Origin of the sequence: Alcanivorax sediminis, from assembly GCF_009601165.1 — a bacterium.
Taxonomy (GTDB): Bacteria; Pseudomonadota; Gammaproteobacteria; order Pseudomonadales; family Alcanivoracaceae; genus Alcanivorax; species Alcanivorax sediminis.
Map to the genome: position 1 here is coordinate 2,884,418 of NZ_WIRE01000001.1, position 23,821 is coordinate 2,908,238.

Annotated in this window: 24 protein-coding genes; 6 read left to right on the forward strand and 18 right to left on the reverse strand. The window is 55.9% G+C overall.

Annotated features, from left to right (window positions below; all coding sequences use genetic code 11):
* Window positions 1-31: 31 nt before the first annotated feature.
* Window positions 32-1,231 (forward strand): tetratricopeptide repeat protein, encoded by a 1,200-nt coding sequence (locus GFN93_RS13175; protein ID WP_194285801.1) that lies wholly within the window; start codon window positions 32-34, stop codon window positions 1,229-1,231.
* Here the strand turns inward: GFN93_RS13175 and GFN93_RS13180 are convergent.
* The 3 genes from GFN93_RS13180 to GFN93_RS13190 form a co-directional block, all read right to left on the reverse strand.
* Window positions 1,208-1,474 (reverse strand): acyl-CoA-binding protein, encoded by a 267-nt coding sequence (locus tag GFN93_RS13180; protein WP_153501500.1) that lies wholly within the window; start codon window positions 1,472-1,474, stop codon window positions 1,208-1,210. The genes GFN93_RS13175 and GFN93_RS13180 overlap by 24 nt on opposite strands.
* Window positions 1,475-1,614: 140 nt before the next feature.
* Window positions 1,615-2,256, reverse strand: a complete 642-nt coding sequence (locus tag GFN93_RS13185) for a 1-acyl-sn-glycerol-3-phosphate acyltransferase (RefSeq protein ID WP_153501501.1) — start codon at window positions 2,254-2,256, stop codon at window positions 1,615-1,617.
* 10 nt (window positions 2,257-2,266) lie between these two features.
* Complete coding sequence (locus tag GFN93_RS13190) at window positions 2,267-3,052, reverse strand: thioesterase family protein (protein ID WP_153501502.1); 786 nt, start codon at window positions 3,050-3,052, stop codon at window positions 2,267-2,269.
* Between the two features lie 189 nt (window positions 3,053-3,241).
* Here GFN93_RS13190 and GFN93_RS13195 point away from each other — a divergent pair, with 189 nt between their 5' ends.
* Window positions 3,242-5,281 (forward strand): LTA synthase family protein, encoded by a 2,040-nt coding sequence (locus tag GFN93_RS13195; RefSeq protein WP_153501503.1) that lies wholly within the window; start codon window positions 3,242-3,244, stop codon window positions 5,279-5,281.
* Between the two features lie 265 nt (window positions 5,282-5,546).
* Here GFN93_RS13195 and GFN93_RS13200 read toward each other — a convergent pair whose 3' ends face one another.
* Genes GFN93_RS13200 through GFN93_RS13215 form a run of 4 tightly spaced genes read right to left on the reverse strand, consistent with a single transcriptional unit; the run spans window position 5,547 to window position 9,464 of the window.
* Window positions 5,547-6,269, reverse strand: coding sequence for a peptidase (locus tag GFN93_RS13200; RefSeq protein ID WP_153501504.1), 723 nt, complete (start codon window positions 6,267-6,269; stop codon window positions 5,547-5,549).
* Between the two features lie 32 nt (window positions 6,270-6,301).
* Window positions 6,302-7,099 carry a transglutaminase family protein gene (locus GFN93_RS13205; RefSeq protein ID WP_153501505.1) on the reverse strand — a complete coding sequence of 266 codons (798 nt, stop codon included), beginning with the start codon at window positions 7,097-7,099 and terminating at the stop codon, window positions 6,302-6,304.
* Window positions 7,096-8,025 carry an alpha-E domain-containing protein gene (locus GFN93_RS13210; protein ID WP_153501506.1) on the reverse strand — a complete coding sequence of 310 codons (930 nt, stop codon included), beginning with the start codon at window positions 8,023-8,025 and terminating at the stop codon, window positions 7,096-7,098. Before GFN93_RS13210 ends, GFN93_RS13205 begins: the two co-directional genes overlap by 4 nt.
* Entirely contained in the window at window positions 8,019-9,464 is a 1,446-nt protein-coding gene (locus tag GFN93_RS13215; protein WP_153501507.1) for a circularly permuted type 2 ATP-grasp protein, read from the reverse strand. The genes GFN93_RS13210 and GFN93_RS13215 overlap by 7 nt, the downstream gene beginning before the upstream one ends.
* Window positions 9,465-9,654: 190 nt before the next feature.
* On the opposite strand from GFN93_RS13215, the gene GFN93_RS13220 reads away from it, so the two are divergent.
* Window positions 9,655-10,764 carry an NAD(P)/FAD-dependent oxidoreductase gene (locus GFN93_RS13220; protein ID WP_153501508.1) on the forward strand — a complete coding sequence of 370 codons (1,110 nt, stop codon included), beginning with the start codon at window positions 9,655-9,657 and terminating at the stop codon, window positions 10,762-10,764.
* Between the two features lie 103 nt (window positions 10,765-10,867).
* On the opposite strand, the gene GFN93_RS13225 is transcribed toward GFN93_RS13220, so the two are convergent.
* The 3 genes from GFN93_RS13225 to GFN93_RS13235 form a co-directional block, all read right to left on the reverse strand.
* Entirely contained in the window at window positions 10,868-11,659 is a 792-nt protein-coding gene (locus GFN93_RS13225; RefSeq protein ID WP_153501509.1) for an SDR family NAD(P)-dependent oxidoreductase, read from the reverse strand.
* 370 nt (window positions 11,660-12,029) lie between these two features.
* Window positions 12,030-12,959 carry an electron transfer flavoprotein subunit alpha/FixB family protein gene (locus tag GFN93_RS13230; RefSeq protein ID WP_153501510.1) on the reverse strand — a complete coding sequence of 310 codons (930 nt, stop codon included), beginning with the start codon at window positions 12,957-12,959 and terminating at the stop codon, window positions 12,030-12,032.
* On the reverse strand, window positions 12,959-13,708 hold the full coding sequence (locus GFN93_RS13235) for an electron transfer flavoprotein subunit beta/FixA family protein (protein WP_153501511.1): 750 nt from the start codon (window positions 13,706-13,708) through the stop codon (window positions 12,959-12,961). Before GFN93_RS13235 ends, GFN93_RS13230 begins: the two co-directional genes overlap by 1 nt.
* 517 nt (window positions 13,709-14,225) lie before the next feature.
* Here GFN93_RS13235 and GFN93_RS13240 point away from each other — a divergent pair.
* Both GFN93_RS13240 and GFN93_RS13245 read left to right on the forward strand, forming a co-directional pair.
* Entirely contained in the window at window positions 14,226-15,881 is a 1,656-nt protein-coding gene (locus GFN93_RS13240) for an electron transfer flavoprotein-ubiquinone oxidoreductase (protein WP_328594647.1), read from the forward strand.
* Between the two features lie 347 nt (window positions 15,882-16,228).
* A complete protein-coding gene (locus GFN93_RS13245) occupies window positions 16,229-17,113 on the forward strand; it encodes an oxygenase MpaB family protein (RefSeq protein WP_153501512.1) in 885 nt (294 codons plus the stop codon).
* Here GFN93_RS13245 and GFN93_RS13250 read toward each other — a convergent pair.
* From GFN93_RS13250 to GFN93_RS13280, 7 genes are all read right to left on the reverse strand, one after another.
* The gene (locus GFN93_RS13250; protein WP_153501513.1) at window positions 17,110-17,820 is read right to left on the reverse strand and encodes a pseudouridine synthase; all 711 of its coding nucleotides are present in this window, start codon (window positions 17,818-17,820) and stop codon (window positions 17,110-17,112) included. The genes GFN93_RS13245 and GFN93_RS13250 overlap by 4 nt on opposite strands.
* The gene (locus GFN93_RS13255; protein ID WP_153501514.1) at window positions 17,817-18,293 is read right to left on the reverse strand and encodes a hypothetical protein; all 477 of its coding nucleotides are present in this window, start codon (window positions 18,291-18,293) and stop codon (window positions 17,817-17,819) included. Before GFN93_RS13255 ends, GFN93_RS13250 begins: the two co-directional genes overlap by 4 nt.
* Before the next feature lie 153 nt (window positions 18,294-18,446).
* On the reverse strand, window positions 18,447-18,839 hold the full coding sequence (locus tag GFN93_RS13260) for a DUF4345 domain-containing protein (protein ID WP_153501515.1): 393 nt from the start codon (window positions 18,837-18,839) through the stop codon (window positions 18,447-18,449).
* 20 nt (window positions 18,840-18,859) lie between these two features.
* On the reverse strand, window positions 18,860-19,846 hold the full coding sequence (locus tag GFN93_RS13265; protein WP_153501516.1) for a metallophosphoesterase family protein: 987 nt from the start codon (window positions 19,844-19,846) through the stop codon (window positions 18,860-18,862).
* Window positions 19,822-20,325, reverse strand: coding sequence for a hypothetical protein (locus GFN93_RS13270; protein WP_153501517.1), 504 nt, complete (start codon window positions 20,323-20,325; stop codon window positions 19,822-19,824). Before GFN93_RS13270 ends, GFN93_RS13265 begins: the two co-directional genes overlap by 25 nt.
* Window positions 20,326-20,457: 132 nt before the next feature.
* Window positions 20,458-21,978: a flavin-containing monooxygenase gene (locus GFN93_RS13275; protein ID WP_153501518.1), complete on the reverse strand. Its 1,521-nt coding sequence runs from the start codon at window positions 21,976-21,978 to the stop codon at window positions 20,458-20,460.
* Window positions 21,979-21,992: 14 nt separating this feature from the next.
* Window positions 21,993-22,844 carry a metal-dependent hydrolase gene (locus tag GFN93_RS13280; protein ID WP_153501519.1) on the reverse strand — a complete coding sequence of 284 codons (852 nt, stop codon included), beginning with the start codon at window positions 22,842-22,844 and terminating at the stop codon, window positions 21,993-21,995.
* Window positions 22,845-22,856: 12 nt separating this feature from the next.
* On the opposite strand from GFN93_RS13280, the gene GFN93_RS13285 reads away from it, so the two are divergent.
* Window positions 22,857-23,297, forward strand: a complete 441-nt coding sequence (locus GFN93_RS13285) for a hypothetical protein (protein ID WP_153501520.1) — start codon at window positions 22,857-22,859, stop codon at window positions 23,295-23,297.
* 77 nt (window positions 23,298-23,374) lie between these two features.
* Here GFN93_RS13285 and GFN93_RS13290 read toward each other — a convergent pair whose 3' ends face one another.
* Window positions 23,375-23,791: a GFA family protein gene (locus GFN93_RS13290; RefSeq protein WP_153501521.1), complete on the reverse strand. Its 417-nt coding sequence runs from the start codon at window positions 23,789-23,791 to the stop codon at window positions 23,375-23,377.
* Window positions 23,792-23,821 lie beyond the last annotated feature (30 nt).

The following is a 23,821-nucleotide window of genomic DNA, read 5'->3' on the forward strand; positions in this document are numbered from 1 at the left end:
CCCACCAAAAAACACAACAAGAAGCTGCGCCATGGATGCTACCAGACTGCCTGTCAAAGGCCTGATTACGGCCATGATGATCGCCTTTAGCGGCCATAGTTACGGGACCACCTGCCAGGAAGGCTCACATTCGTCGATCACCCTGCATAATGCAGACCGAACTCTGGTGAGCCTGCTGGATCAACCTGCTGCGGATCAGCAAGCCCCTATCCTGCTTCAATACAGCAGCACCACGCCCAGCATCAATAAGCCCATCCTCGGCAATTATGCCCGGCTGCGCCTCGCCGCCCTGGCATTGCAGGATGGCGACACGACCTTCGCCCGCCAGCAGCTCACCCAGATCGAACAAAACAGCCCAGCCGCCGTGGATGCCGCCCTGCTGCTGGCTGAAAGTTATCGAAAGGATGGGGATCGGGAGCGCGCCCGAGCCTGGTTCTTGCGTATTGCAGCACGCTTCCCCGGTAATCCGCGCGCCGTGTCCGGTCTGGTGCTGGCCGGTGATGACTGGCGCAAGCAGGGAGCCTCAGAGCAGGCTCTGCCGGTATATAACCTGGCCCTGACCAAGGCTGCTGAGAACATGAAAGCGCTTGAAGAGTTGGAAAACAACCCGGACCGTCTTTACCGTGCCCTCACCAACAGCGTGGCCGGTAACAGCACGACGGTCATGGATCAGCTGGTATTGGCCCTGGTGCGAGACAGTGACAGCCGCGTTCTCGACGCAACGCGACAGCTGATCCATGCCAAGAGTCAGCTGCGCTGCCTGCAAAGCGAAGAGGAAAGTCTTAACGCCGCTATTGAGCACGCATCCGCACGGGATCTCTCCAATGGTGCTTTCCGCCAAGCGGCAGAATTTGAAAAGAAAGCGACCGAACAGGAAATTGCTGACCTGGAACGGATTCTGGTCAATGCGCCCAAAATGGCAGAGCTGCAACAGCGACTTGACGATGCCAGGGATCGACTGGCGCGATTGGCGCAACGTCTTGATTCACTCGGTTCCACCGCCTTACCGCCGGAGCTGGAGCAGCGAAAGCTAAAAATGGACGTTGACAAGAAAGCGCTGGATCAGAGCATTATGGCTGCACGGGAGCAGGTTCGGTCCGCTCTGGAAGACGAAGTTCCCGAGCTCAAGCGCTACTACCGCAATCTGGCAGGAGAGGCGCAACTGGGCATTGCCCAGTTGCTGCAGAACAGTGAACGCCGTAGCGAATCATCCCTTGTGGGATACAAGTAAGGCGTCTACTTTCTCGATATATTTCTGCTTGGCGGTGTCTGGGTCAGTGCCTTTGAGCTTGGCCCAGGCATCGTACTTGGCGCGCTTTACCATATCCAGCATGCCCGGACGCTTGCCGGACACATCCCCTTCACTACCCTGCTTGAAGTGCGCATACAAGAACAGCAGATCGTCATTGGAAGGTTTGCGGTCCAGGGTCTGAACATCTTTCTGGGCTTGTTCAAAACGAGCAGTATCAGTCATGGTTGTTCCTGTTATCACGGGTCGTGGAAAGTAAACCATCACGGACCGGCATACATGGCCCGGATGAAGGAAATAGTGCGCGGTGTTCTTTGCATTATCAACATACCTGCAAAGCAATGGGTCCGCTGGTAACCCTTTTACTACAGATCTGAATCCGCTTTTTGGGCCAAAAACGGCGTCGACAGCAACTCGGGATGACGTGGCACGATATCGCCAAGCATGTGCACCATCCATTGCAGATCAGCCTCCAAATCCCCTGTTGGCATGACGCTCCCCACCACTCTGACCTGGCGACGGCGGTAACAGAACCCCAGCACCACCACCGGTATATCCTGCTCCTCAGCGATCCGGTAGAAGCCCGTCTTCCAACGATGCGCGCCTTTGCGGGTACCTTCCGGGGCGATGCCTAGCCAGCAGGGTTGGCGCTGCATTGCCGTAACGGTTTGCTCAACCAGATCCTGGGCGCTATCCCGGTTTACCGGTATACCGCCCAGCCAGTACATCAACCGTCCTAACCGCCCCTCAAAGAGGGTGTGTTTGCCCATGAATTTGACATGAATGCGCAGCGCCTGAATGGCACTGAGCCCAATCACACCATCGATATTGGAGGTATGGGGGGCCACCACCAACACGGCACGCTCAACATTGGGTAGCTCACCCACAATACGCCAGCCCATCAGTTTCAGGATCAGGCGCCCTAACCCCGCCAGCAACCAGTGGCCACGGCGTGGCACGGCCGCACCCGGCGTGGTGGGTGTGATTGGCGGTAATTCCTGCTTCATTCCAATACCGTTATGCAAATACCGTAAAGGTCTGTCGACTCAAGGCCACGGCCTTGCCCTCGGCGTCCCAGATGGTGGCCTGGCTCTGGCCATAACCATCACTGCACTGGTCCGTGTGGACCTGATACTGCCACAGGGAGTCCGAAGGCCGGGTTGCCGGATCGTCGAGCAGCTCCATGGTCCAGGTCAATGAACTGGCAGGGGCAGGCGTGCGTAGCATCGACAACACTGATGGCGGCCAGGTATCCACCAGGGCAATCAGTGCCGCCGTACTCATCCTTTGCGGGGCACAGCGAAAACCCATATAGCCGCTGAAGTTAGCCTCTTCACTGCCGCAGAAAGGCGGCTTGCCGGTGGCATAGCGAATATCGAAGTGTTCAAGGAAGTCCGGTGTGACCCCTTTGATCAGCGGCATCACCAGACTGTCCGCCGGGGCGGGCATATCGGGAGCCCCCGGCACGGCAATAGTGACAGAGGAGTGTCGGGCGGCGCCAAAACTGGCCATCATGGCTGCGACCACAGCGCCCTCCTGTCGCGCGGTAACCATGGCTTGCATAACCGATTTCCCTTCCCGGAAGACTTCACTGTGCAAGGAGACTGGCCCAGGAGCTGCGGGCGCCACAAACGACAGGGAGAAGCTGCGCAGAACACGGTCTTTTGCCACCGTCTTGTCCAGGTGATCAAACAACACAGCACCCACCAGGCCTCCAAACAGGGCACGCCCCTGCCCCCAGCCCTCTGGCAGCATGCCGTTGCCCATCCCGTCTACCGTCGCCAGCACATCATCAAACGTCATATCGCCATCCCGCTGTTTTCATAGGATGCGATTAATAGCATTGCCGAAAGCGGGCTGAAAGACATAATCAGGACAAACCATTGGCTAACTGCGACGAATTACCAGAGAAAACGAAATTGCCATGCGCAAAAGCCGTCCAGACGGTAGCATAGGCGCCAATTTTTCCTGTTTCGCCAGTTGGAGAGAAGAATGACCTGGTTGAAATCCCGTCGCCTGCAGTACCTTTTGGCCATCACCGCCCTGTTTTTCGGGTTGATGGTCATACTGCGTGCGATCTTCTACTTCGGATTTTCAGAAGTGCCTGTGACACCGGGCGTAGATCAGGCTGCGGTGCTGGATGCGCTGGCCGTTGGCCTGCGTTTTGACCTGCGCCTTGCGCTGCTGATGATGCTGCCTCTGGCGGCCATGGCTTACCTGCCATTCATGAACCTTCTCAACAGCGCACTGATGCGCTTCTTCGGCCACCTTTATCTGGTGATCGCTCTGGCTCTCATGGGGCTGACCTATATCTTTGATTTTGGCCATTACGCCTATCTGGGCGAGCGGCTGAACGTGACCGCCCTGCGCTTCCTTCAGGATACCCGTGACTCTACCCTGATGGTGTGGGAGAGCTACCCTGTAATCTGGATCCTGATCGGCTTGATCACCAGTGTCGCCGCGAGTTACTGGCTGGCTCGGGTGGCGGAACGCAAGCTGCTGCAGCGCGCACCAGCCGGTATCAGCTGGCCGAATGCCACTGTGGGTTTCCTGGTCTGTTTCGCGCTGTTCTTCTTTGCCATTCTGGGGCGCGTCACCAATATCAATCTTCTTAACCCCATTCCGTTGCGCTGGAGCGAGGCCTTTATCTCAGGCGATCGCGCCATTGGCGCCCTGGGGTTGAACCCGGTGCTGTATTTTCGCGATACCCTGCTGATTCCCGTTTCTCCCTATGACAAGGAACAGGTAAAGGATTATTACCCGCTGATGGCGGATTATCTGGACATTCCTGAAGATCAGCGAGAGAACCTCAACTTCTCGCGCATTGTCGACGTAAAGAGCCACAAGCTGGACTATGAGCGCCCACCCAATGTGGTGTTTGTGATGCTGGAGTCCCTGGGAGCCAGCCGTGTGAGCAGCTATGGCCTCCCCATTGAAAGCACGCCCAACCTTGACCGGCTCGGCAGTGAAGGCTGGCGCTTCAAGCACTTCTATGTACCGGTCACCGGTACCGCGAAAACCATCTGGGCGACCTTCACGGGCATTCCTGATGTGGCTCCCCAGGAAAGCGCCAGCCGCAATCCACTAACCAGTCATCAACGCATGGTAGTCAATGAGCTTAAAGGCTACCGAAAGTTCTACTTCATCGGCGGCAATGCCGGCTGGGCCAATCTGGACGGCCTCGTTCAGCAAAGTATTGATGGCCTGGAACTGCACCAGGAAGGCGATTGGCAATCCCCCAATGTGGATGTGTGGGGCATCTCCGATCTGGACCTCTTCAAGGAATCCAACCAGATCCTGAATGATCTGCCGGATGATCAGCCTTTCTTTGCCTTTATCCAGACAGCAGGTAACCACCGCCCCTTCACCATTCCGGAAAACAATGGTGATTTCAAAGCCCGTACCGACCTGTCCGATGAAGAACTGGCCAAGCATGGCTTCCGCAGCGCCGCCCAGTTCAATGCTGTTCGCCTGCTGGATTACAACGTGGGCGAATACATGAAGATGGCGGAGAAGAGTGATTATTTCGACAATACCCTCTTCGTGTTCTTTGGTGACCACAATAACCGCATCACTACCCTGCCCCACATGCCGCCAGCCATGGAGCAACTGGGTCTGGAGAGCAATCACGTACCCCACGTGATCTACTCCCCCCGTTACCTCAAGCCACGGGTAATCGACCAGGCGGTGGGTCTGGTGGATGTGATGCCCACCGTGGCTGGCTTGCTCGGTCTCGACTATCGCAACACCACACTGGGGCGGGACTTCCAGATCCAGGCCCATGAAGGCGACAGAGCCACCTTTGTGGTGCTGCTGGAAGGGCCCCATCCGATCTATGGCATTGTCACCCGGGATTTTCTGGTACGCATGGATGACGATGGCAGCAACGCCACCCTCCACGACTTGCACAGCGACACCCCGAAAGAAAATGTCGCATCGAAGCACCCTGACGTGTTCGAGAAGCTGTTCAATCTCGCACGCGCCCAGTATGAAACCGCACGCTATATGATGTACGACAACGTGGATAATTGAAGCGACACTACACGCAACACGCAAACCGGGGCCTCGGCGATGGGCGAGGCTCTGGTGCTGACGAAAGAGTAGTTTCGAGTTTCGAGAAGCGAGGTTCGAAAATCAAAATCTCAAACTCCGCCCTCTACACATGGATTGTTGCCTTTCGCAACTCGAAACTCGCTTCTCGAAACCGCATACCTCACCCATGCAAGGTTCGCTTGCAAGCCAATCCCGAGCTGAAGGTTTTCGCATGTTGCATGAAGCGTGTTGCGTACCGCGTTTCCTATTCCCACTCCACATCCGGCAATTTCGCAAACGCTTCTCTCAGCCCCTGTGACCAGGCTTCTCCCAGTGCGCGAAAGCCGCTGTCTTCATTCGTCACATCATGGTGATTGGACAAGTCAAAACTGTCTGACTTGTAAATCAGCACATCCAGCGGCAATCCCACTGACAGGTTGGAACGGATCGTCGAATCCAGACTGATCAGGGCGCATTTGGCCGCATCCTTCAGGGGAAGGTGATAATCCACCACGCGATCCAGAATCGGTTTGCCGTATTTGATCTCACCAATCTGAAAATAAGGCGTGTCCGATGTGCTCTCTATAAAGTTGCCTTCAGGGTACACCTGAAACAGACGGTGCCTTTCACCATGGATCTGGCCGCCAACGATGAAACTACTGCCAAAATCCACATTGCCCTGGCTCTGCCCCGCATCCCGACGGATCACTTCCCGGCAGGTGCTGCCCACGATGGTTGCCACTTCATACATCGAACGGGCACCGAACAGGTTAGGCTGATCGCTGTTGAGACGCATATTGAGCAGGCTGATTACACTTTGCGTGGTCGCCAAATTACCTGCACTCAGTATGACAATGGAACGCTCGCCATCCATCATGAACTTGTGCAGTTTTCTGAAGGTGGCAATGTGGTCCACCCCCGCATTGGTGCGCGAATCCGCAGCAAACACCAGTCCCTTCTCCAGGGACATGGCCACGCAATAGGTCATGCTGTTCAGCTCCGATCAAGATCCCCGCCGGTTCACTGCATGCTTTCGGACACGGTCCGGTTGACCTGTGCCACCGCTTCCAGTGACTCGACTCCACCGCCGAAGCGTACACCACGGACCGGACATGCATCCATATAATCCATGCCCACCGCCAGCTTGAGGTGATGGCGCGGCTGACAGATCTGGTTGGTGACATCAAAGGTTTTCCAGCTGTCATCCTGCCAGACTTCCGCCCAGGCATGGCTGGCCACATGCTCGGAATCCTTGCTGTACAAATAGCCACTCACATATCGGGCCGGCATCCCCAAAGCACGACAGCAGGCCAGAAAAACATGGGTATGATCCTGGCACACCCCCTTTCCGATTTTCCAGGCTTCTCGGGCATTACTGGCAACACTGGTCACGCCGGGCGTGAACGGCATGCCCTCCAGAATGGATTCACTTAACCGCTCAAGCCGCCCGGCATTCGCCATGGAGTCGTACCGGTGAGCCAGCTCCTCCAGCGCTTCATTACACTCCGTCAAAAACGTGGGCCGGGTAAAGACCAAAGGTGACAGTCGATGATCGCTATCCTCACTGTCTTCATCCGTAATCTCCACTTCACCCTTCACGGTCAGCGAGATTTGCTGGTGTGGCTTGTCCAGCGTCAGCACATGCAGAATGTTGTTATAGCTATCGGATCCTTCATCTGCCTGCTCAGGCAGATCCAGCTCCCAGCTCAATACCCGCTGCCGCGCCGAGGGCCGCGGCGTCAGCCGCAGGTACTGGGTGCTGTGCTTCACCCGTTCCGAATAACGGTATTCCGTGCTGTGTTGAATGGACAGTTTCATACCAGCTCCAGGTATTCACTTTGAATGGTGTCCGCCAGCTCATTGATGCGGCGAAGAAAGTCCGTCAGATAATCATTCAGGCCAATATCAACGATATGTTCCATATCGCCGTACTGCAGGCGAGCCAGCTGCACCGCGGCAAGGCGTTTTGATTGCAAACCCGCATTGCCTTCAATGGCTGGCAAAAGATCACAAAGCATCTGCAGGCACGAAAGCAACGAGCGCGGCACTTCCGGTCGCAAGATCAGCAGTTCCGCCACTCGCTCTGCATTAATGGTCTCACTGAACATTTCACGAAACGCCTCATAGGCGCCCACCGATCGTAACAGCGCATGCCAGCGGTAATAGTCCAGCGTGGTATTGGATTCCGACTGTCCCTCGCGATGTTTCACATCCAGAATACGGGCCGTGTTGTCAGCCCTCTCGATGAAGGTTCCCAAACGCAGAAATCGGAAGGTATCACTACGCATCAAGGTGCCGTAAGTCGCTCCGCGGAAAAGGTGAGAACGATTTTTTACCCATTCAAAGAACGCGGTTTCGCCGTAAGCCTGCAGGCCCGTCTGGCGGATCTCCTTCAATTCCAGCCAGGTGCTGTTGACGCTTTCCCACATCTCAGAGGTGATCTTGCCTCGCACTGCATGGGCACTGGCCCGGGCCTGACGCAGGCAGGAGTAAATACTGGCAGGGCTATCCGCATCCAGGGTGAAAAAGAACAGCAGGTTCTGAATGGTGATCTTTCCGTAGCGAGACCCATAGTGATCCGCAGTCCCGGTAATCGCTAACGGCGCCGCCATCTCTGCCTGGGTATCCACCGCAAAGCGAATCAGCGACAGGTTCCAGACCACGTCCAGCATCCGCGCCGTATTCTCTGCCCGCTCAAAATAGCGGGACAGCCAGTAAAGGTCCGAAGCGGTACGACTCAGCATGCGTCCTCCTCCCCGCCTTCCAGCACCCAGGTGTCTTTGGTGCCGCCTCCCTGTGAGGAATTCACCACCAGAGAGCCCGCCTTCATTGCCACCCGTGTTAATCCCCCCGGTACCACCCGGGTGTCATGACCACTGAGCACGAAAGGACGAAGATCGATATGACGAGGGGCAATACCTTCTTCCACGAATATCGGGCAGGTGGACAGCGACAGGGTTGGTTGCGCAATATAGTTTTCCGGGTCTGCCAACAGACGATCACGGAACATCTCAATCTCTGCACTGCTTGCCGCCGGCCCAACCAGCATCCCGTAGCCCCCCGCCCCGTGGACTTCTTTAACCACCAGTTCGGGCAAGCGCCCCAGCACCTCTTTCAGGTCCTCAGGTTTGCGGCACTGCCAGGTGGGCACGTTGTGCAAGATAGGCTCTTCATCCAGATAGAAACGGATCATGTCCGGTACGTAAGGATAGATGGACTTGTCATCCCCGACGCCAGTGCCCACCGCATTGGCCAGCACCACATTACCCTGACGGTAAACTGACAGAAGGCCCGGCACGCCCAGCATGGAATCAGAGCGAAAGGCCAACGGATCGAGAAAGTCATCATCGATACGCCGATAAATCACATCCACCCGCTGCGGGCCCGCCGTGGTGCGCATGTACACGTAGCCATCCTTGACGAACAGGTCGGCCCCTTCCACGAGCTCGATGCCCATTTGCTGAGCCAGAAAGGCATGTTCGAAATAGGCGCTGTTGAACTGTCCAGGCGTCAGAAGCACCACTGTTGGGTGACTGTGACTGGCACTTTGCTGCAGGGTTTCCAGCAACAAGGTCGGGTAATGCTCCACCGGTGCCACAGTCTGTTCAGCAAACAGCTCCGGAAACAGACGCATCATCATGCGCCGGTTCTCGATCATGTAACTCACACCAGAGGGCGTGCGCAGGTTGTCCTCCAGTACATACCAGTCCCCTTCACCATCACGAATCAGGTCCACACCGCTGATCTGCGAATACACCTGATTGGGAAGGTCCACGTCCTGCATGCAAGGCTGGTACTGACTGTTGCCAAAGATCTGTTCGGCGGGAATACGACCGTCGCGGATGATGTTTTGGTCGTGGTAGATATCGTGGAGGAAGAGATTAAGGGCATTGACGCGCTGGATCGCCCCTTTCTCCAGCAACGCCCATTCGCTGGCGGGTATCACACGTGGCAAGGTATCGAACGGAATCAGGCGCTCCGTGCCGCTTTCCTCGCCGTAAACGTTAAAGGTAATACCAACCCGATGAAACTGAAGTTCCGCTTCCTTGCGCTTGCGTTGCAACAGACCGCGATCCTGCTGCAGCAACCAATCGTGATAACTCGTATAGTGAGGCCGCACCCCACCGCCCGGCGCTATCATTTCGTCGAAACCGGACACCGCCGGCAACTTTAATGACCGCATGGCGAATTCCTTGGTCCTGGGGCACGCTACAGGCATGCCCCTGAGCACTTCTCACTCAACACTTCAGCAAGTCCTGTGCCAGAATGGGCATAGCAGAAAGGCCATTTGACACGGCTTTGCCGGACTCAGGATCCAAAACAGGGCAAGACGAAGTGCATGGTGCGAATTGCGCCCGGATTCGGGCATAGACATGGAAATCGTTGATACCGTTATCGTTGGCGCCGGTGTGGTCGGCCTTGCCGTGGCACGGGCATTATCCGCGGACCGCTCCGTCATCATTCTGGAGCAGGAAGACCGGATTGGTACTCACCTCTCCTCGCGCAACAGCGAGGTCGTTCACGCCGGACTCTATTACCCTCCCGGCTCACTCAAGTCGCAGCTATGCCTGGCTGGCAATGAAGCACTGTATCGATACTGTGAAGAGACAGGCGTACCTTTCCGACAGTGCGGCAAGCTATTGGTGGCACAACAGGGACAGGAGCAACAACTTCACCAATTGCAACACAATGCCACAGCCGCGGGGACTCTTCCCCTTCAACTCCTTGCCAGAGCTGAGTGGCAACGACAGGAACCTTGGCTGCGCGCCAGTGAGGTATTGCTTAGCCCCCACTCAGGCATCATAGACAGCCACGCCCTTCTTGCCCGGCTCAATTGGGATGCCGAACGCAACGGGGCCATGCTAACCCTGCGCCACAGAGTCGAGAACATCACATGCGAATCAAATCACTTCACCCTCTCGGTGATTGATAGCGACAGCCAGCACTTTCACCTTGGCTGCCAACAATTGATCCTCGCCGCCGGGCTGTTCACCACCCGCCTATTGGAAAATGCATCAGGCTTTCCTTCCAGAAGGATCCCGGAACAGCGCCAGGCACGTGGTAATTATTTTTCGCTGCTTGGCCGCAGCCCAACTCAAAAGCTGATCTACCCCATGCCGGAAAGTCATGGTCTGGGCGTACATCTCACCGTAGATCTGATAGGTCAGGCACGCTTTGGCCCGGATGTGGAGTGGATCGACAACGATCTACCTCCAGATTACGCGGTCAACGCAGATCGCAAGCTGCGATTTCTGGAAGCCATTCGCGAGTACTGGCCTGATGTAAATCCGGGGCAATTGCAGCCAAGCTATGCCGGTATTCGACCCAAACTGTATAGCGGCGGTAAGCCCGTCACGGACTTTCTGATTCAGGATGAGGAGCAGCACGGGCTGGCCGGCATGATCAATCTGTTGGGTATCGAATCACCGGGCCTGACTGCCGCCCTGGCAATTGCAGACGAGGTAAGAAATCGCCTTGCGTGAGGCCCTGACCGGCAGAAGTCCAGCCTGCTGATCAACCCGGTCACGATAAAGGAGAAGCGGTGATCTCTCGCCGCCGGTTAATTTCTGCCTTTCGCATCAGTCTTCAGACGTCTGCCCAGCTATTATTCCTCCCCATCACCGAGCCAGCCAATCGCACTACCACGCTATCCGGCAGGCAACGTGTTATCCAGGTCATGGCTCGATACATCCCTCCAGGCACCACTACGGCCTTCCCCCTTGCCAGCCCCTCAAGACCGGCCCTCGCCACTGGCTCCACAGGCATCATGGCCTTTTCCAATGAGGGGTCCATCTGGCCACGCGCCTTGGCAGAAAACTCTGTCCGGGTGCCACCGGGACTCAGCGTGGTCACGGTAATGCCTGACGGTTTCAGCTCTTCATGCAAAGCCCGACTCAATGTCTGCACAAACGCTTTGCTCGCCGCATAGGCTGCCATCCCCGGAATCGGGAACCAGGCAGAAACCGAACTCACGTTGAGGATCCAGCCCTCACCACGGCCAGCCATGGGCTCGGCAAAAAGACGGATCAGTGCCAGCAAAGCGCGGTCGTTCACATCCACCATGCCAAGCTGTTCTTCCAGGGACATCTCAAGCGTCGATTTCTGATAACCGAAACCCGCATTGTTGATCAAAATATCCACCTGCGAACCTCGCCGCTGAACCTCATCAAAAAGCATCTGAGGTGCATCCCGCAGAGCCAGATCCAGGGTAATCACACCCACGCTCACCTCAGCCAACTGGGCTGCCAGCGCATCAAGACGCTCAGTCCGCCGTGCCACCAGAATCAGGTTGCAGCCCATCGCCGCCAACTGACGAGCCATTTCTTCACCAATGCCACTGGAAGCACCAGTGATAAGGGCGGTTTTTCCTGAAAACATACAACCTCCGTTTCTATGAGTACGAGCCCCCTGCAGGAGAGACAACTTGTTGCCCGAATGGGGCGGGTCATTCTGGAAAGGCCATGCCATCGGAAAGCTCTTCGTTCATCAAGTTGAATCTCCCACCATTCGAACGGCGTCTCTGGAACCCTTGCCTCGCTGAGACGAGGATCGCCATGCAAGCATAGCTCCTACAGGGGGCATCAGATCCTGCCTGTCGCCGAACTCGACGATTTGGAAGGCGTTTCTATTAACCAAAAAAACGGGCAACTATTTTGGGGCTTATTTCCGATCAAACGTAGCTTGTAGCTAAAAGCAAAAAACCCGGCACAAGGCCGGGTTTTTTGTTGGTGCGGAAAGCGCGCTGTTTTTACAGCTTGCCGTCCAGCTCCGGTACTGCTTCGAACAGGTCAGCAACCAGACCGTAATCAGCCACCTGGAAGATCGGGGCTTCTTCGTCCTTGTTGATCGCAACGATGACCTTGGAGTCTTTCATACCGGCCAGATGCTGGATGGCACCGGAGATGCCCACAGCAACGTACAGGTTCGGTGCAACGATTTTACCCGTCTGACCTACCTGCATATCGTTCGGTACGAAGCCTGCATCAACCGCAGCACGGGATGCACCCACGCCAGCGCCCAGCTTGTCAGCCAGTTTGTACAGGATTTCGAAGTTCTCGCCGTTACCCATGCCACGACCACCGGAGATCACGATCTCGGCAGAAGTCAGCTCAGGACGGTCAGACTTGGCCAGCTCTTCACCAACGAACGCGGAGGTACCGGCGTTCTTGGCAGCGTCCAGGCTCTCTACGGCAGCAGAACCACCTTCGGCCGCAACGCCATCGAAGGAAGTACCACGCACGGTGATCACTTTCTTGGCGTCTGAGCTCTTGACGGTAGCGATAGCGTTACCTGCGTAAATCGGACGCTTGAAGGTATCAGCGTCGACCACGTCAGAGATCTCGGAGATCTGAGCCACGTCCAGCAGAGCAGCGGTGCGCGGAGCGAAGTTCTTGCCAGTGGTGGTGGCCGCAGCCAGAACGTGGGTGTAATCGGCAGCAACTTCAGCCACCAGATCACCAACGTTTTCGGCCAGCTGATGCTCGTAGGCATCGTTGTCAGCGCACAGTACTTTGGAAACGCCATCAATCTTGGCAGCTTCTTCAGCAACAGCGCCACAGCCTTTACCAGCAACCAGTACGGTGATGTCGCCACCGATAGCCTTGGCAGCAGCTACTACGCTCAGGGTGACCTTGTTGAGCGCGGCGTTATCGTGTTCGGCGTAAACTAATACACTCATCAGATCACCTTCGCTTCGTTCTTCAGTTTCTCGACCAGCTCGTCTACGGAGCCAACGATGATGCCAGCCTGACGCTCGGCCGGTGCTTCCACACTTACAGTGGTCACACGCGGAGTCAGGTCAACGCCCAGATCAGCAGCGGTTTTGGTATCCAGCGGCTTCTTCTTGGCTTTCATGATGTTCGGCAGAGACGCGTAACGCGGCTCGTTCAGACGCAGGTCAGTGGTAACCACGGCCGGGAGGGTCAGTTCAACAGTCTGCAGACCACCGTCGATTTCACGGGTTACTTTCACTTTACCGTCAGCCACATTCACTTCAGAAGCGAAGGTACCCTGCGGCATGCCGGTCAGAGCAGCCAGCATCTGGCCAGTCTGGTTGTTGTCACCGTCGATGGCCTGCTTGCCCAGAATAACCAGCTCAGGCTTCTCTTCATCAACGATAGCTTTCAGCGCCTTGGCAATGCCCAGCGGCTGAACGTCTTCGTCAGTCTCTACCAGGATAGAGCGATCAGCGCCCAGAGCCATGGCAGTACGCAGCTGTTCCTGAGCGGTCTTGGGACCGATGGAGACAGCAACGATTTCAGTAACCACACCCTTCTCTTTTAGGCGCACCGCTTCTTCTACAGCGATTTCACAGAAGGGGTTCATGGCCATTTTGACGTTAGCGAGATCAACACCAGAGTTGTCCGCCTTCACGCGAACCTTGACGTTGTAGTCAATGACTCGCTTGATGGGTACAAGAACCTTCATAGGATCCTCGGAATGTTCCATTGGGTGACTTGTAGAAGGAGGCGACATGACGCCGTTGCCGGGTCCACCCCCGCGAAAGAGCCGCTATCTTGAACGCTCGGCCACATCAGGTCAATAGGCCGAAAATCCGTAAGCAGATGATTTTGCTGCAAATAGGCAACATAAAATGTCAGTTTTTTGTGACTTCCCGGTCGGCCATTTTGTTGAAAATCAAGCATCTAGCAAGGGATAATCCAAACAGTTGTTTGAAAAGCGCTCTGACCAAGGGAGCGGCAGCCCCCTGCTGCTTCCTTATATATGTACCCATCCTGACATCGCGTCACGGCATCTGGGTCAATCAGAGCCTCCCAGGCAGTGGTGCGGATACCGCTATCTCTATATACTCCGCGCCACCCCAAGGCTGGCCACGGTCGGCTGCTGAGAAAGCAATTCTGGCTCACGGGAAATTGATCCCCTTCAGAATAGCTTTCTCAGTGGCTTCCGGGCCGAAACGCAATCCGATAGCGAGGAGAAGGCTGTGGAACGCGAATCTATGGAAGTCGACGTAGTCATCGTCGGCGCCGGTCCTTCCGGTCTGGCAACCGCTTGCCGTCTGGGCCAGATCGCCCAGGAAACCGGTCAGGAAATCAGTGTTGTTGTTGTAGAGAAAGGCTCCGAAGTTGGCGCCCATATTCTCTCTGGTGCGGTACTCGAGCCGCGCGCCCTGAACGAACTGTTCCCCAACTGGGAAGAGATGGGCGCACCTGTGAACACCAAGGTGACCGGTGACGAGATCTACTACCTGACCGGCCCGGAAAAGGCACAGAAGGTACCTAACCTGTTCGTACCCAAGACCATGCACAACGAAGGGAACTACATTATTTCCCTGGGTAACCTGTGCCGCTGGCTGGGTGAGCAAGCTGAAGGTCTGGGCATCGAAATTTTCCCGGGCTTTGCTGCCACCGAGATCCTCTATAACGAAGACGGCTCCGTTAAGGGTATCGCGACCGGCGATTTCGGCATCGGTCACGATGGCGAGAAGAAAGACAGCTACATGCCCGGCATGGAACTGCACGCCAAGTACACCATCTTCTCCGAAGGCTGCCGTGGTCAGCTTGGCAAGGAGCTGATGGAAAAGTACAACCTGCGTGAAGGTACTGATCCGCAGCATTACGGTATCGGCATCAAGGAACTGTGGGACATCGACCCAGCCAAGCATCAGGAAGGTCTGGTGATTCATACTGCTGGCTGGCCGCTGAGCGAATCTGGCTCCCCGGGCGGTGCCTTCCTTTACCACATCGAGAACAACCAGGTTGCCCTGGGTCTGATTACCGATCTGGCCTACTCCAACCCGCACGTCTCTCCGTTCGACGAGATGCAGCGCTGGAAGACCAACCCGGAGATCAAGAAGCATCTGGAAGGAGGCAAGCGTGTTTCCTATGGTGCACGTGCCATCGCCAAGGGCGGCCTGCAGTCTCTGCCGAAGATGACCTTCCCGGGTGGTCTGTTGGTGGGCTGTAACGCTGGCACCCTGAACTTTGCCAAGATCAAGGGCACCCACACCGCCATGAAGTCAGGCATGATTGCTGCCGAAATTCTGGCAGAAGCCCTGAAAGGCGGCCGTGGCAGCGACGAGCTGACCGAATACAAGGATGCCTTCGACAAGAGCTGGGTTTACGAAGAACTGCATGCACAGCGCAACTTCGGTCCTGCCCAGCACAAGTTCGGCAACTTCATCGGTTCTGCGTTTGCCTTCGTGGACATCAACCTGTTCAACGGCAAGCTGCCGATCACCATGCATGACACCACCCCGGATCATGCCACTCTGAAGCCTGCCGATCAGAGCAAGAAGATCGACTATCCGAAGCCGGACGGCAAGATCACCTTCGCCAAGCTGGACAGCGTATTCCTGTCCAACACCAACCACGAAGAAGATCAGCCCTGTCACCTGACGCTGAAAGATCCGAGCGTGCCGCTGCAGGTCAACCTGCCCAAGTGGGACGAGCCGGCACAGCGTTACTGCCCGGCGGGCGTGTACGAAGTGGTCGAGGACGAGAACACTGGCGACAAGCGTTTCCAGATCAACGCCCAGAACTGCGTGCACTGCAAAACCTGTGACATCAAGGATCCCACCCAGAACATTAACTGGGTGGCTCCGGAAGGTACCGGTGGCCCGAATTACCCGAACATGTAATTCGCCACTTCCTTCGTGTCACTGAAAAGGCGCCCTTCGGGGCGCCTTTTTTATGTTCTGCTTCCTTTAGTATCCCGCGAGCCTGCCGCTACTCACGTTGCTCGATAGCCCCTCCCGCCAAGGGGAAGAACATAAATCTCATGACTGTCTAGTCATGAACAACAAGCGCATTTGGCCTCATTTCGCTGAATTTCAGACACAAACCAGCGTAGTAACCTCCCAGGCATCCCTAACCGCGACCAGGGATACATATTATTATTTTTGTCTCATTGTGGAATGAGGCGCTGCCCGATAGCATGAATGAAACGAGCTTATGATCAGGACTCTCTGGCCCCGAGGGAACAAGAATGACCGCACAAGCCACTTCTATCGATAATAAAACCCGGCTTGAAAATCAGTGGCCTGAACCACTTACCGCCAAACAGCTGGACCAGAAATACCCCGGCATTTTAGATGCCACGGTCTTTTTGTCCGCCGGCGCCAACATCATCATGCAGCTTGCCCTGCCTGGCGTAGGCTACGGTGTAGCAGAAAGTCGCGTCACCAGCGGTTCAGTGCTTCACCGCCCACTCAAGCGCAGCCGCACCACTTTCACCTACCTTGCCGTTGCCATGATGGGCACCACAGAAGAGAAGCTGGCCTATCGTCGTGCCGTTAATGGTGCTCATCGCCAGGTGTACTCCACCGATGAATCCCCCGTGCAGTACAACGCCTTTGATCCTGAACTGCAGCTTTGGGTGGCATCCTGTCTGTACTGGGGTTTTGTCGATACCTATCAGAAGGTCCACCGTCCGCTGACCCGCGCAGAGCAGGCGGACTTCTACCAAATGGCACGCCCTCTGGGCACCACCCTGCAAGTTCGTCAGGATATGTGGCCAGAGGATCTGGATGCATTCGAGGCGTATTGGCAAAACGGCATAAAGAAGCTGCACATTGATGAGCGTGTTCACGAGTTCCTGATGATCATTGCCGATCTCAAATTCCTGAGCCCGGTCAGCCAGTTGCTGTTCGGGAAATTCAACCGCTTTATGACCACCGGCTTTCTGCCACCGCAAGTGCGCAAGGAAATGAAGCTGGACTGGGATGAGAGAAGACAGCGCAAGTTTGAAAAGTCAGTGCGGCGCCTTGGCAAAGCCGTGGGGTTACTGCCACGCCCGATACGTCAGGCGGCCTACCTGCTGCCGCTACTCGACTTCCGTCGCCGCCTGGCCAAGGGGAAGCCGCTGATCTAATCAGCGATTGAGCTGATTTCATGTTCCGTTAGCGCCCGGCATTCGCCGGGCGCTAACGTTCTATCCAGCTGCACGTTCCCTACCGCCAGCCGGTGCAAGGTTTTCACCTTGTTGCCCCGTTGCGCGAACATGCGCCGGATCTGGTGATAGCGGCCTTCCTGCAGCCACACATCCGCTTCGTGTGAACCCAGAATTTCCAATCTGGCAGGTCGGGTTGTCAGATCTTCAAATGCAAAGCGCATCCCCGCCGCAAACGCCGACACATCACTCTGATCCACTGCAGATTCCAGTGTCACCCGATAATGCTTCCAGACCCCTGTGTCAGGATGGCTGAGCTGCTTCGACCAAACGCCATCGTTGGTCATCAGCACCAGGCCTGTGCTGTTGAAATCCAGCCGTCCAGCCAGATGCAAGTCTTCCCGGAGCTCTTCAGGTACCAAATCCAGAACTGTGGTGTGGTGCTCATCACTGGTAGCACTCACCACCCCGGCGGGCTTGTTCAACATCAGGTAACAGGCTTTTCGTGCCTGCAACAACTGCTCACCCACCTCGATACGATCAAAGGGACCAACCCGTTGCTGCCGATCATGCACCACCTCACCATTCACTCTCACCTGTCCCGCTGCGAGCAGCGGGCGAAGAGAATGACGGCTTACCTGAAGAGCCTGACTCAAATAACGATCAAGACGAAAGTAACGGGTTGTCATTGCTCAGAGGGAAGTGACGCTTCGTATAAACGTTGCTGTTGACGCAACCGGGAGCTGGCAATCCAGGCAATGGGTAACCCGTAGAGACAGACAGCAATCGCGACCACCCCCATCGCCCTTCCTTCGCCCAGCGCTGTTCCAAGCATCGTAAGCAGGCCCGCCACTAACAGCACCGACACACAAAACCAAAGGGGATAGGGATAACCAGCCCAGTGCAGCAGGCTATTGACGAGCAGCCCGAGGCTAAGCGTAAAAAGGATGGCAACGATCGTACTCAATACCGTGAACACCAGGAAAAAAATCAATACGGAAAACTCCAGCTTCCCGCCAAACGCAGAGACCAACATAAAAAGGACGCTGTAAGCCAGTGATACTTGTACCGCCGTGACAGCACCAACTCGAATGGGACTGGCGGGCTCACTGCCCCCATCGAACAGCCGTCGGGCTTTGGGAGCTCGGTAAATATCTGCCATGGGGGCGACCTCCGATCCTGTCTGAAACGGGATGATTGCCACCATCATACCCCGGAGAACTCAGAGAGAGGCATTCTCGATAGTGCTTTGAACCGCCCTCCCCCTTGCAGTATCCGTATGAGAAAGGTGTCCGGGGTTCACAGCCATGATCTGTCAATCACGACCAACATCTCGTGGAAGGCTACGCCATGCCCAAAGCCCCAACATCGCTGTCAGAACTTCAAGAATCAGATAGATCACCATATAGCCATTGGGAGTGCCATCCACCACCATGCCAACGGCACGCCCTGAGGCCATACCCGCCATGAGCAACACCACCCCGAGCACACCGGATCTCAGTGTTTGATGATTCACCGACAGCACCCAGAGCAGCGCCCCCACCCCCAACGACAACCCACCATAGGTGGCTCGCATATCAATCCACGCCGATGCCGCGACCGGCACCTCGCCGACCACAGCCTTTAGCAAGGGCTCCGGAACAAACACGAACCCAGCGCCGTAACCCAGAAACACCACCGCCACTACCCTGACCAGCCACACCTGCATAGGAGCACTCCTTTGTCTTGTCAGGACAACTCTACCTCAAAGGTAGCAAAATCGCGTTTCGGCAGATTCGCTTCATCGCGCTCACGCACCCGCCAGGCATCCACCTTCAGTGCCACCTTTCCTTCTGCATTACGATGAAAGGCCGCGGTCATGAAATGCTCGGTGGTACGATCTTTAGGGTAGGCAGAGAGCAGCCACCCACGTCGGGTACTCACCGCGGCCGACTCGGAACACTGCACAGTGGCCGGTGACCAGCCATCCGGACGCACAGAAGCGTGGGGGAAGGGGCCTGGATTCAGCTCGGGAGTGGACGTGGCAACCCCGTCCAGGAACGTCAGGTTGGACAGTGGCGATGCAATCACTTCCACCAGCCTGCCCCCCTTGGGACCCAGGGTAGTGGTGGCAATACGGCCAAAGTGTACATCACCACTCATCACCACCACGTCATGCCCCGTATTACCAAGGGCTTCCAGCAAACGGGCATACTGACCGCGATAGCTCAGCAGGTTTCGCTCCAGTGGATTGGGCGCCACGATCAGAGGCTGGGGGATCACCAGAACACCCGGGCCATTCAATCCTTTTGCCCACCTGGTGAGCCGGTTGAAATCCGGTTCGGGAAGAAAGCGATCTTCATCCCGGTAAGAACGCAGATCCGCAAGGCAAAACGACAATTCATCTATCTCGAAGGTGTCTACCCGCGGGCTCTGCTGAATACGCCGCACACCATCCTCTGACGCCTTGGTCCAGGTTTCACGCACATCATCAATCTTCAGTGCCAGCAGCGTGGGAATCAGGGAATCGTAAAAGGGATAATCGTTCCAGTATTCGTGATCATCAGGCAGCATCCAGGTAGCACCACGATTGAGAATACTGCCCAGCAACTGCCAATGCTGGGCGTAATCATCCGCCACCCGCTCACGAATTTCGCTGCGTACAAAAGATAACGAGTCGAAACCGATATCCAGATACACCTGGTCGCCGGTCAGAAAGGTGACATGTGGGCGCACGGCTTCCGGACCACGCTCATACAACGCCCGATAGGCTCCGGCGGCCTGGCCACCATCACGGTGGGAATAGAAACAACTGCCAGGGCGACAGTAAAAGGCCGCTCCCCCGCCACGGGGAGAGCTGCAGGCAAGGTATCAAATTGGCCGTGGCGCAACACCTGCCACTCTTCCACTTCCCGGTAAATTGAATCCATGCGACGGATGAACTCCACCTCATAGTGAGTACCGGGCTCCAGATCCTCAAACTCGACAGTGGTGTAGAATCGCTGATACACATAACGGAAAGGCCGCTGCCAGTCCTTGCTCACAATATCCTTGCGGATACGAGTGCCATCCGGCTTGATCAATTCCACGCAGGCCTGTTCGGGCTTTCTCAAGGTATGGAACAGCGTTCCAACCCATACCTTCGCCGTGGTCTGCGTGACACGCAACACCGCCAGTGACCATTTTCCCTTATTGGTATTCAAACTGAGCGTCATTCCCCACCTCTTCCCTGAAATGTTCTTCCATTTATATGTTTTTTATGGGAATCAAGATTGCCCGTATTCATAAGGGAAAAAAAGAGGGGCCGAAGCCCCTCTGATACGTACTGCTCAATTTTTCAAACACACTCAGGCAGAAACAGCGCTCTTCTCGACTTCCTCCACATGTACAAACTCATAATCGGTACTGCGCACCTGACGCGTTTTCAACCAGTACCGCCAGGTGGAGCCAGGCCACAGCGCAAAGTTCTTGCCGTCTTCCTGCTGGTACCAGCTGGTACAACCCGACGTCCAGGTAGTGCCTTGAAGGCGGCGTTGTACATCATCATTGTAGGCCTGCTGGGCATTAGGCTTCACATCCAGGTAGTCTGCCCCTTCGGCTTTCAACAGCGTCATACATTGCAGGATGTAGTTCACCTGACACTCAATCATGAACACGATGGAGTTATGGCCCAACCCTGTGTTAGGGCCCACCAGCATGTACAGGTTGGGATAGCCGCTCACTGTCATCCCGTAGTAGGCCTCTGAGGAGTCCGCCCAGTCCTTGTGAAGATCACGTCCCGGCAAACCGGTCAGCGGGAAATCTTTCATGTAGATGCGCGGGTCAACCACAAACCCTGTACCCAGGATGATGCAATCCGCTTCATGCTCCACGCCATCGTCTGTCACCACACTATTGGCTTTCACTTCCTGAATACCTGCGGTCACCAGCTCCACATTCTTGCGATTGAACATGGGATACCACTTGTTGGAAATCAGCACCCGCTTGCAGCCGAATGCATAATCCGGCGTCAGCTTTTCCACTAACGTCTTGTCTTTCACCTGGAAGCGAATGAACTGCTTGCAAAGGCTTCCCAGCAACTTCGCCGCCCGGGTACTCGATGCAGGTGCCACTCGGGATTCATTGCTCCAGTACAAGCGTGCGCGATGCAGTTTCCTCAATCCCGGGAAGCGTTCAAACAGTCGCTGCTGTATCGCGGGGTAGCCACGTTCATCACGGGGAATCACCCAGGCTGCAGAGCGCTGAAACACTGACAGATGTTTCACTTTCGGCGCGATCTCCGGGCAGTACTGAATCGCGCTGCCTCCGGTTCCGATAGAAATCACTTTCTTGCCAACCAGGTCATAGCCATGATCCCACTCGGCGGAATGCATCACCTTTCCCTTAAAACGCTTGAGGCCTTTAATGTTTGGCTTGTTAGGCACATGCAGAGGGCCCGATGCGAGCACAAAGTGCCGACAGACGATTGAGGATCCTGCCGCCGTGCGCACCATCCATTTACCGGTATCTGCTTCAAAATGCGCTTCATTCACTTCTTCTTCAAAGCGGATAAAGCGACGCAAGTTATATTTCTCCACGGTGTCGAGAATGTAATTTTCAATCTCGTCTCGTGGCGCGTAACGCTTGCTCCAGTCAGCCTTGCCATTAAAGGAGAAGGAATAGAGATGCGACTGCACATCACAGGCCGCGCCAGGGTAACCATTGAAGTACCAGGCCCCGCCAACTTCCTTTGCCTTTTCAAGAATCACGAAATCTTCATTGCCGGATTCCAACAGTTTGATGGCCATACACAAGCCGCCGAAGCCAGCCCCAACAATGGCCACATCCTTGTTGATTGTTTTCGTACTGATTTTGACTTTGCTGTTCATGTGTCGCTCCCTGCTCAGGCGGCCTTGGCCTGGTTCACATCAAAATTGGCCACTTCCTCGACGAGCGCATCCGCCAGGTCCAGAAAATGTCGGTTATCGTGCATCCAGGGGTGAAAACCCGGACGGAAGAAATCCAGCCAGTCGGGCAATGCCCGGCGCAGCACGCCCGGCCGGCCCAACGTCAGGTTCAGCACCTTGCCCCAACCCTTCAGGTTTAACAGACCACCGCCTTTGGCCACCATCACGGTGTAGAACGGTACGTACAGACTCCAGAACAGCAGATTGGCAATCACAAAGGCGCCAACCCGCAAGCTATAGGCCTTGATCCCCTTGCCCAGCACCTGTTCATAGGCGTCAAAGCACACCGCCTTGTGCTCTGTTTCCTCAATAGCGTGCCAACGCCACACCGCCGAAAAATGTGGCTCAACTTCCTTCAGCAAGGAGTCATTTCGCAACAGCACATCGCCCAGCACCGCGGTGAGATGCTCAAGTGCGACCGTTGCCGCCAGCTGAAATGAGCGAGGCGCTTTCTTAACCAGTTCAAGCAGCTCGACGACGACCCTGTCCATCGCCTCGACCGGCATTCCCGCCGCCACCAGCGCATCGTTGTATTCCTCGTGCTCGCGGGTATGAAAGCCTTCCTGGCCAATAAAGGCAGAGATCTGTTCTTTCAGATCGTCGCCGACGATTTCCTGGCGATAGTTGCGCACGCTCTGAATGAAGAACCGCTCCCCCGCAGGGAAAAAGAGAGAAAGCGTGTTGAAGAACTGGGTGACGTGCAGGCCAGCCGGGTTCCAGCTAATGGCCTTGTCCTTGGGTAGGCCGAATCGAAGATTTCGGCGGATAGGATCAACCTGGATTGTCATTTTCATGCCCCTTTGCAAGATCGGAATGACCCGATCCTGAGGCGTATTGATGACACCATCAATGGTTACATTGAGCAATGTAACTGTTTATTGACCCAGATCAAGCCTGCCAGGCAGGCCAACGCATATATCCCCGAATTGCGACCGCACGCCCCCCTGTTGTTGACCACTCTGGAGCAGCCTGACATCGTCAATGGATCGCATCATCATGAGGAAAACAGAAACATGCGCCTGATTGGATTGCTGGTCGCCCTGCTCGCGGTGGGCTGGCTGGTTAAAACACAGCTGCAAAGCACGCCGACCACCGCGCTCAGCGCAGAACAGGCTCCCGAGGGTGTGCCGACCCAGGCTCCTCGCAATGCGGAAGAACTCAAGGCGTTCGAAGCGCAAATCAACAGTCTGGCGGATCAACAGAACGCCGAGACCCGAAAAGCGCTCGAGCAGATCGAGTAAACGCCAGCCTTGCTCGCCTGCTCCCCTTCCCCCTTGGGGGAGCAGACTTGCAGGGCTGGCCCCTATACTCAACCCGGCTATGCCCCGAATTGGGCAAACAATTCTTCTCCAGTTAGATTCCGGGTTTGCTGGGCAAAAGAGTAATAGTCCGGCTTGCTGTCGATAAAAACCTGTTGGACCAATTCCCAGTCGTTGTCGCCGTCAAAGACGCCCACAGGCACCGCGTACAGCCCCCCCTCTTTCAATCGATAGAACAGATGGGTGCCACATGCCTTGCAGAAGCCCCGCTCTGCCCAATCGGACGAGGAGTACACCCCCACATGTTCATCACCCTCGATCGTTAACGCCTCGCAATCCACCACCAGCAACGGACCACCGCCCCACTTTCGGCACATGGCACAGTGGCATGCCCCCACATGACGGCTCTTGGGTTTGGCGCTCAAACTGACGTTTCCACAGAGGCAAGTCCCACCTTGATTCATTTCAATATCCATATTGCTCTCCTTGTATGGCCCTGTATCAGG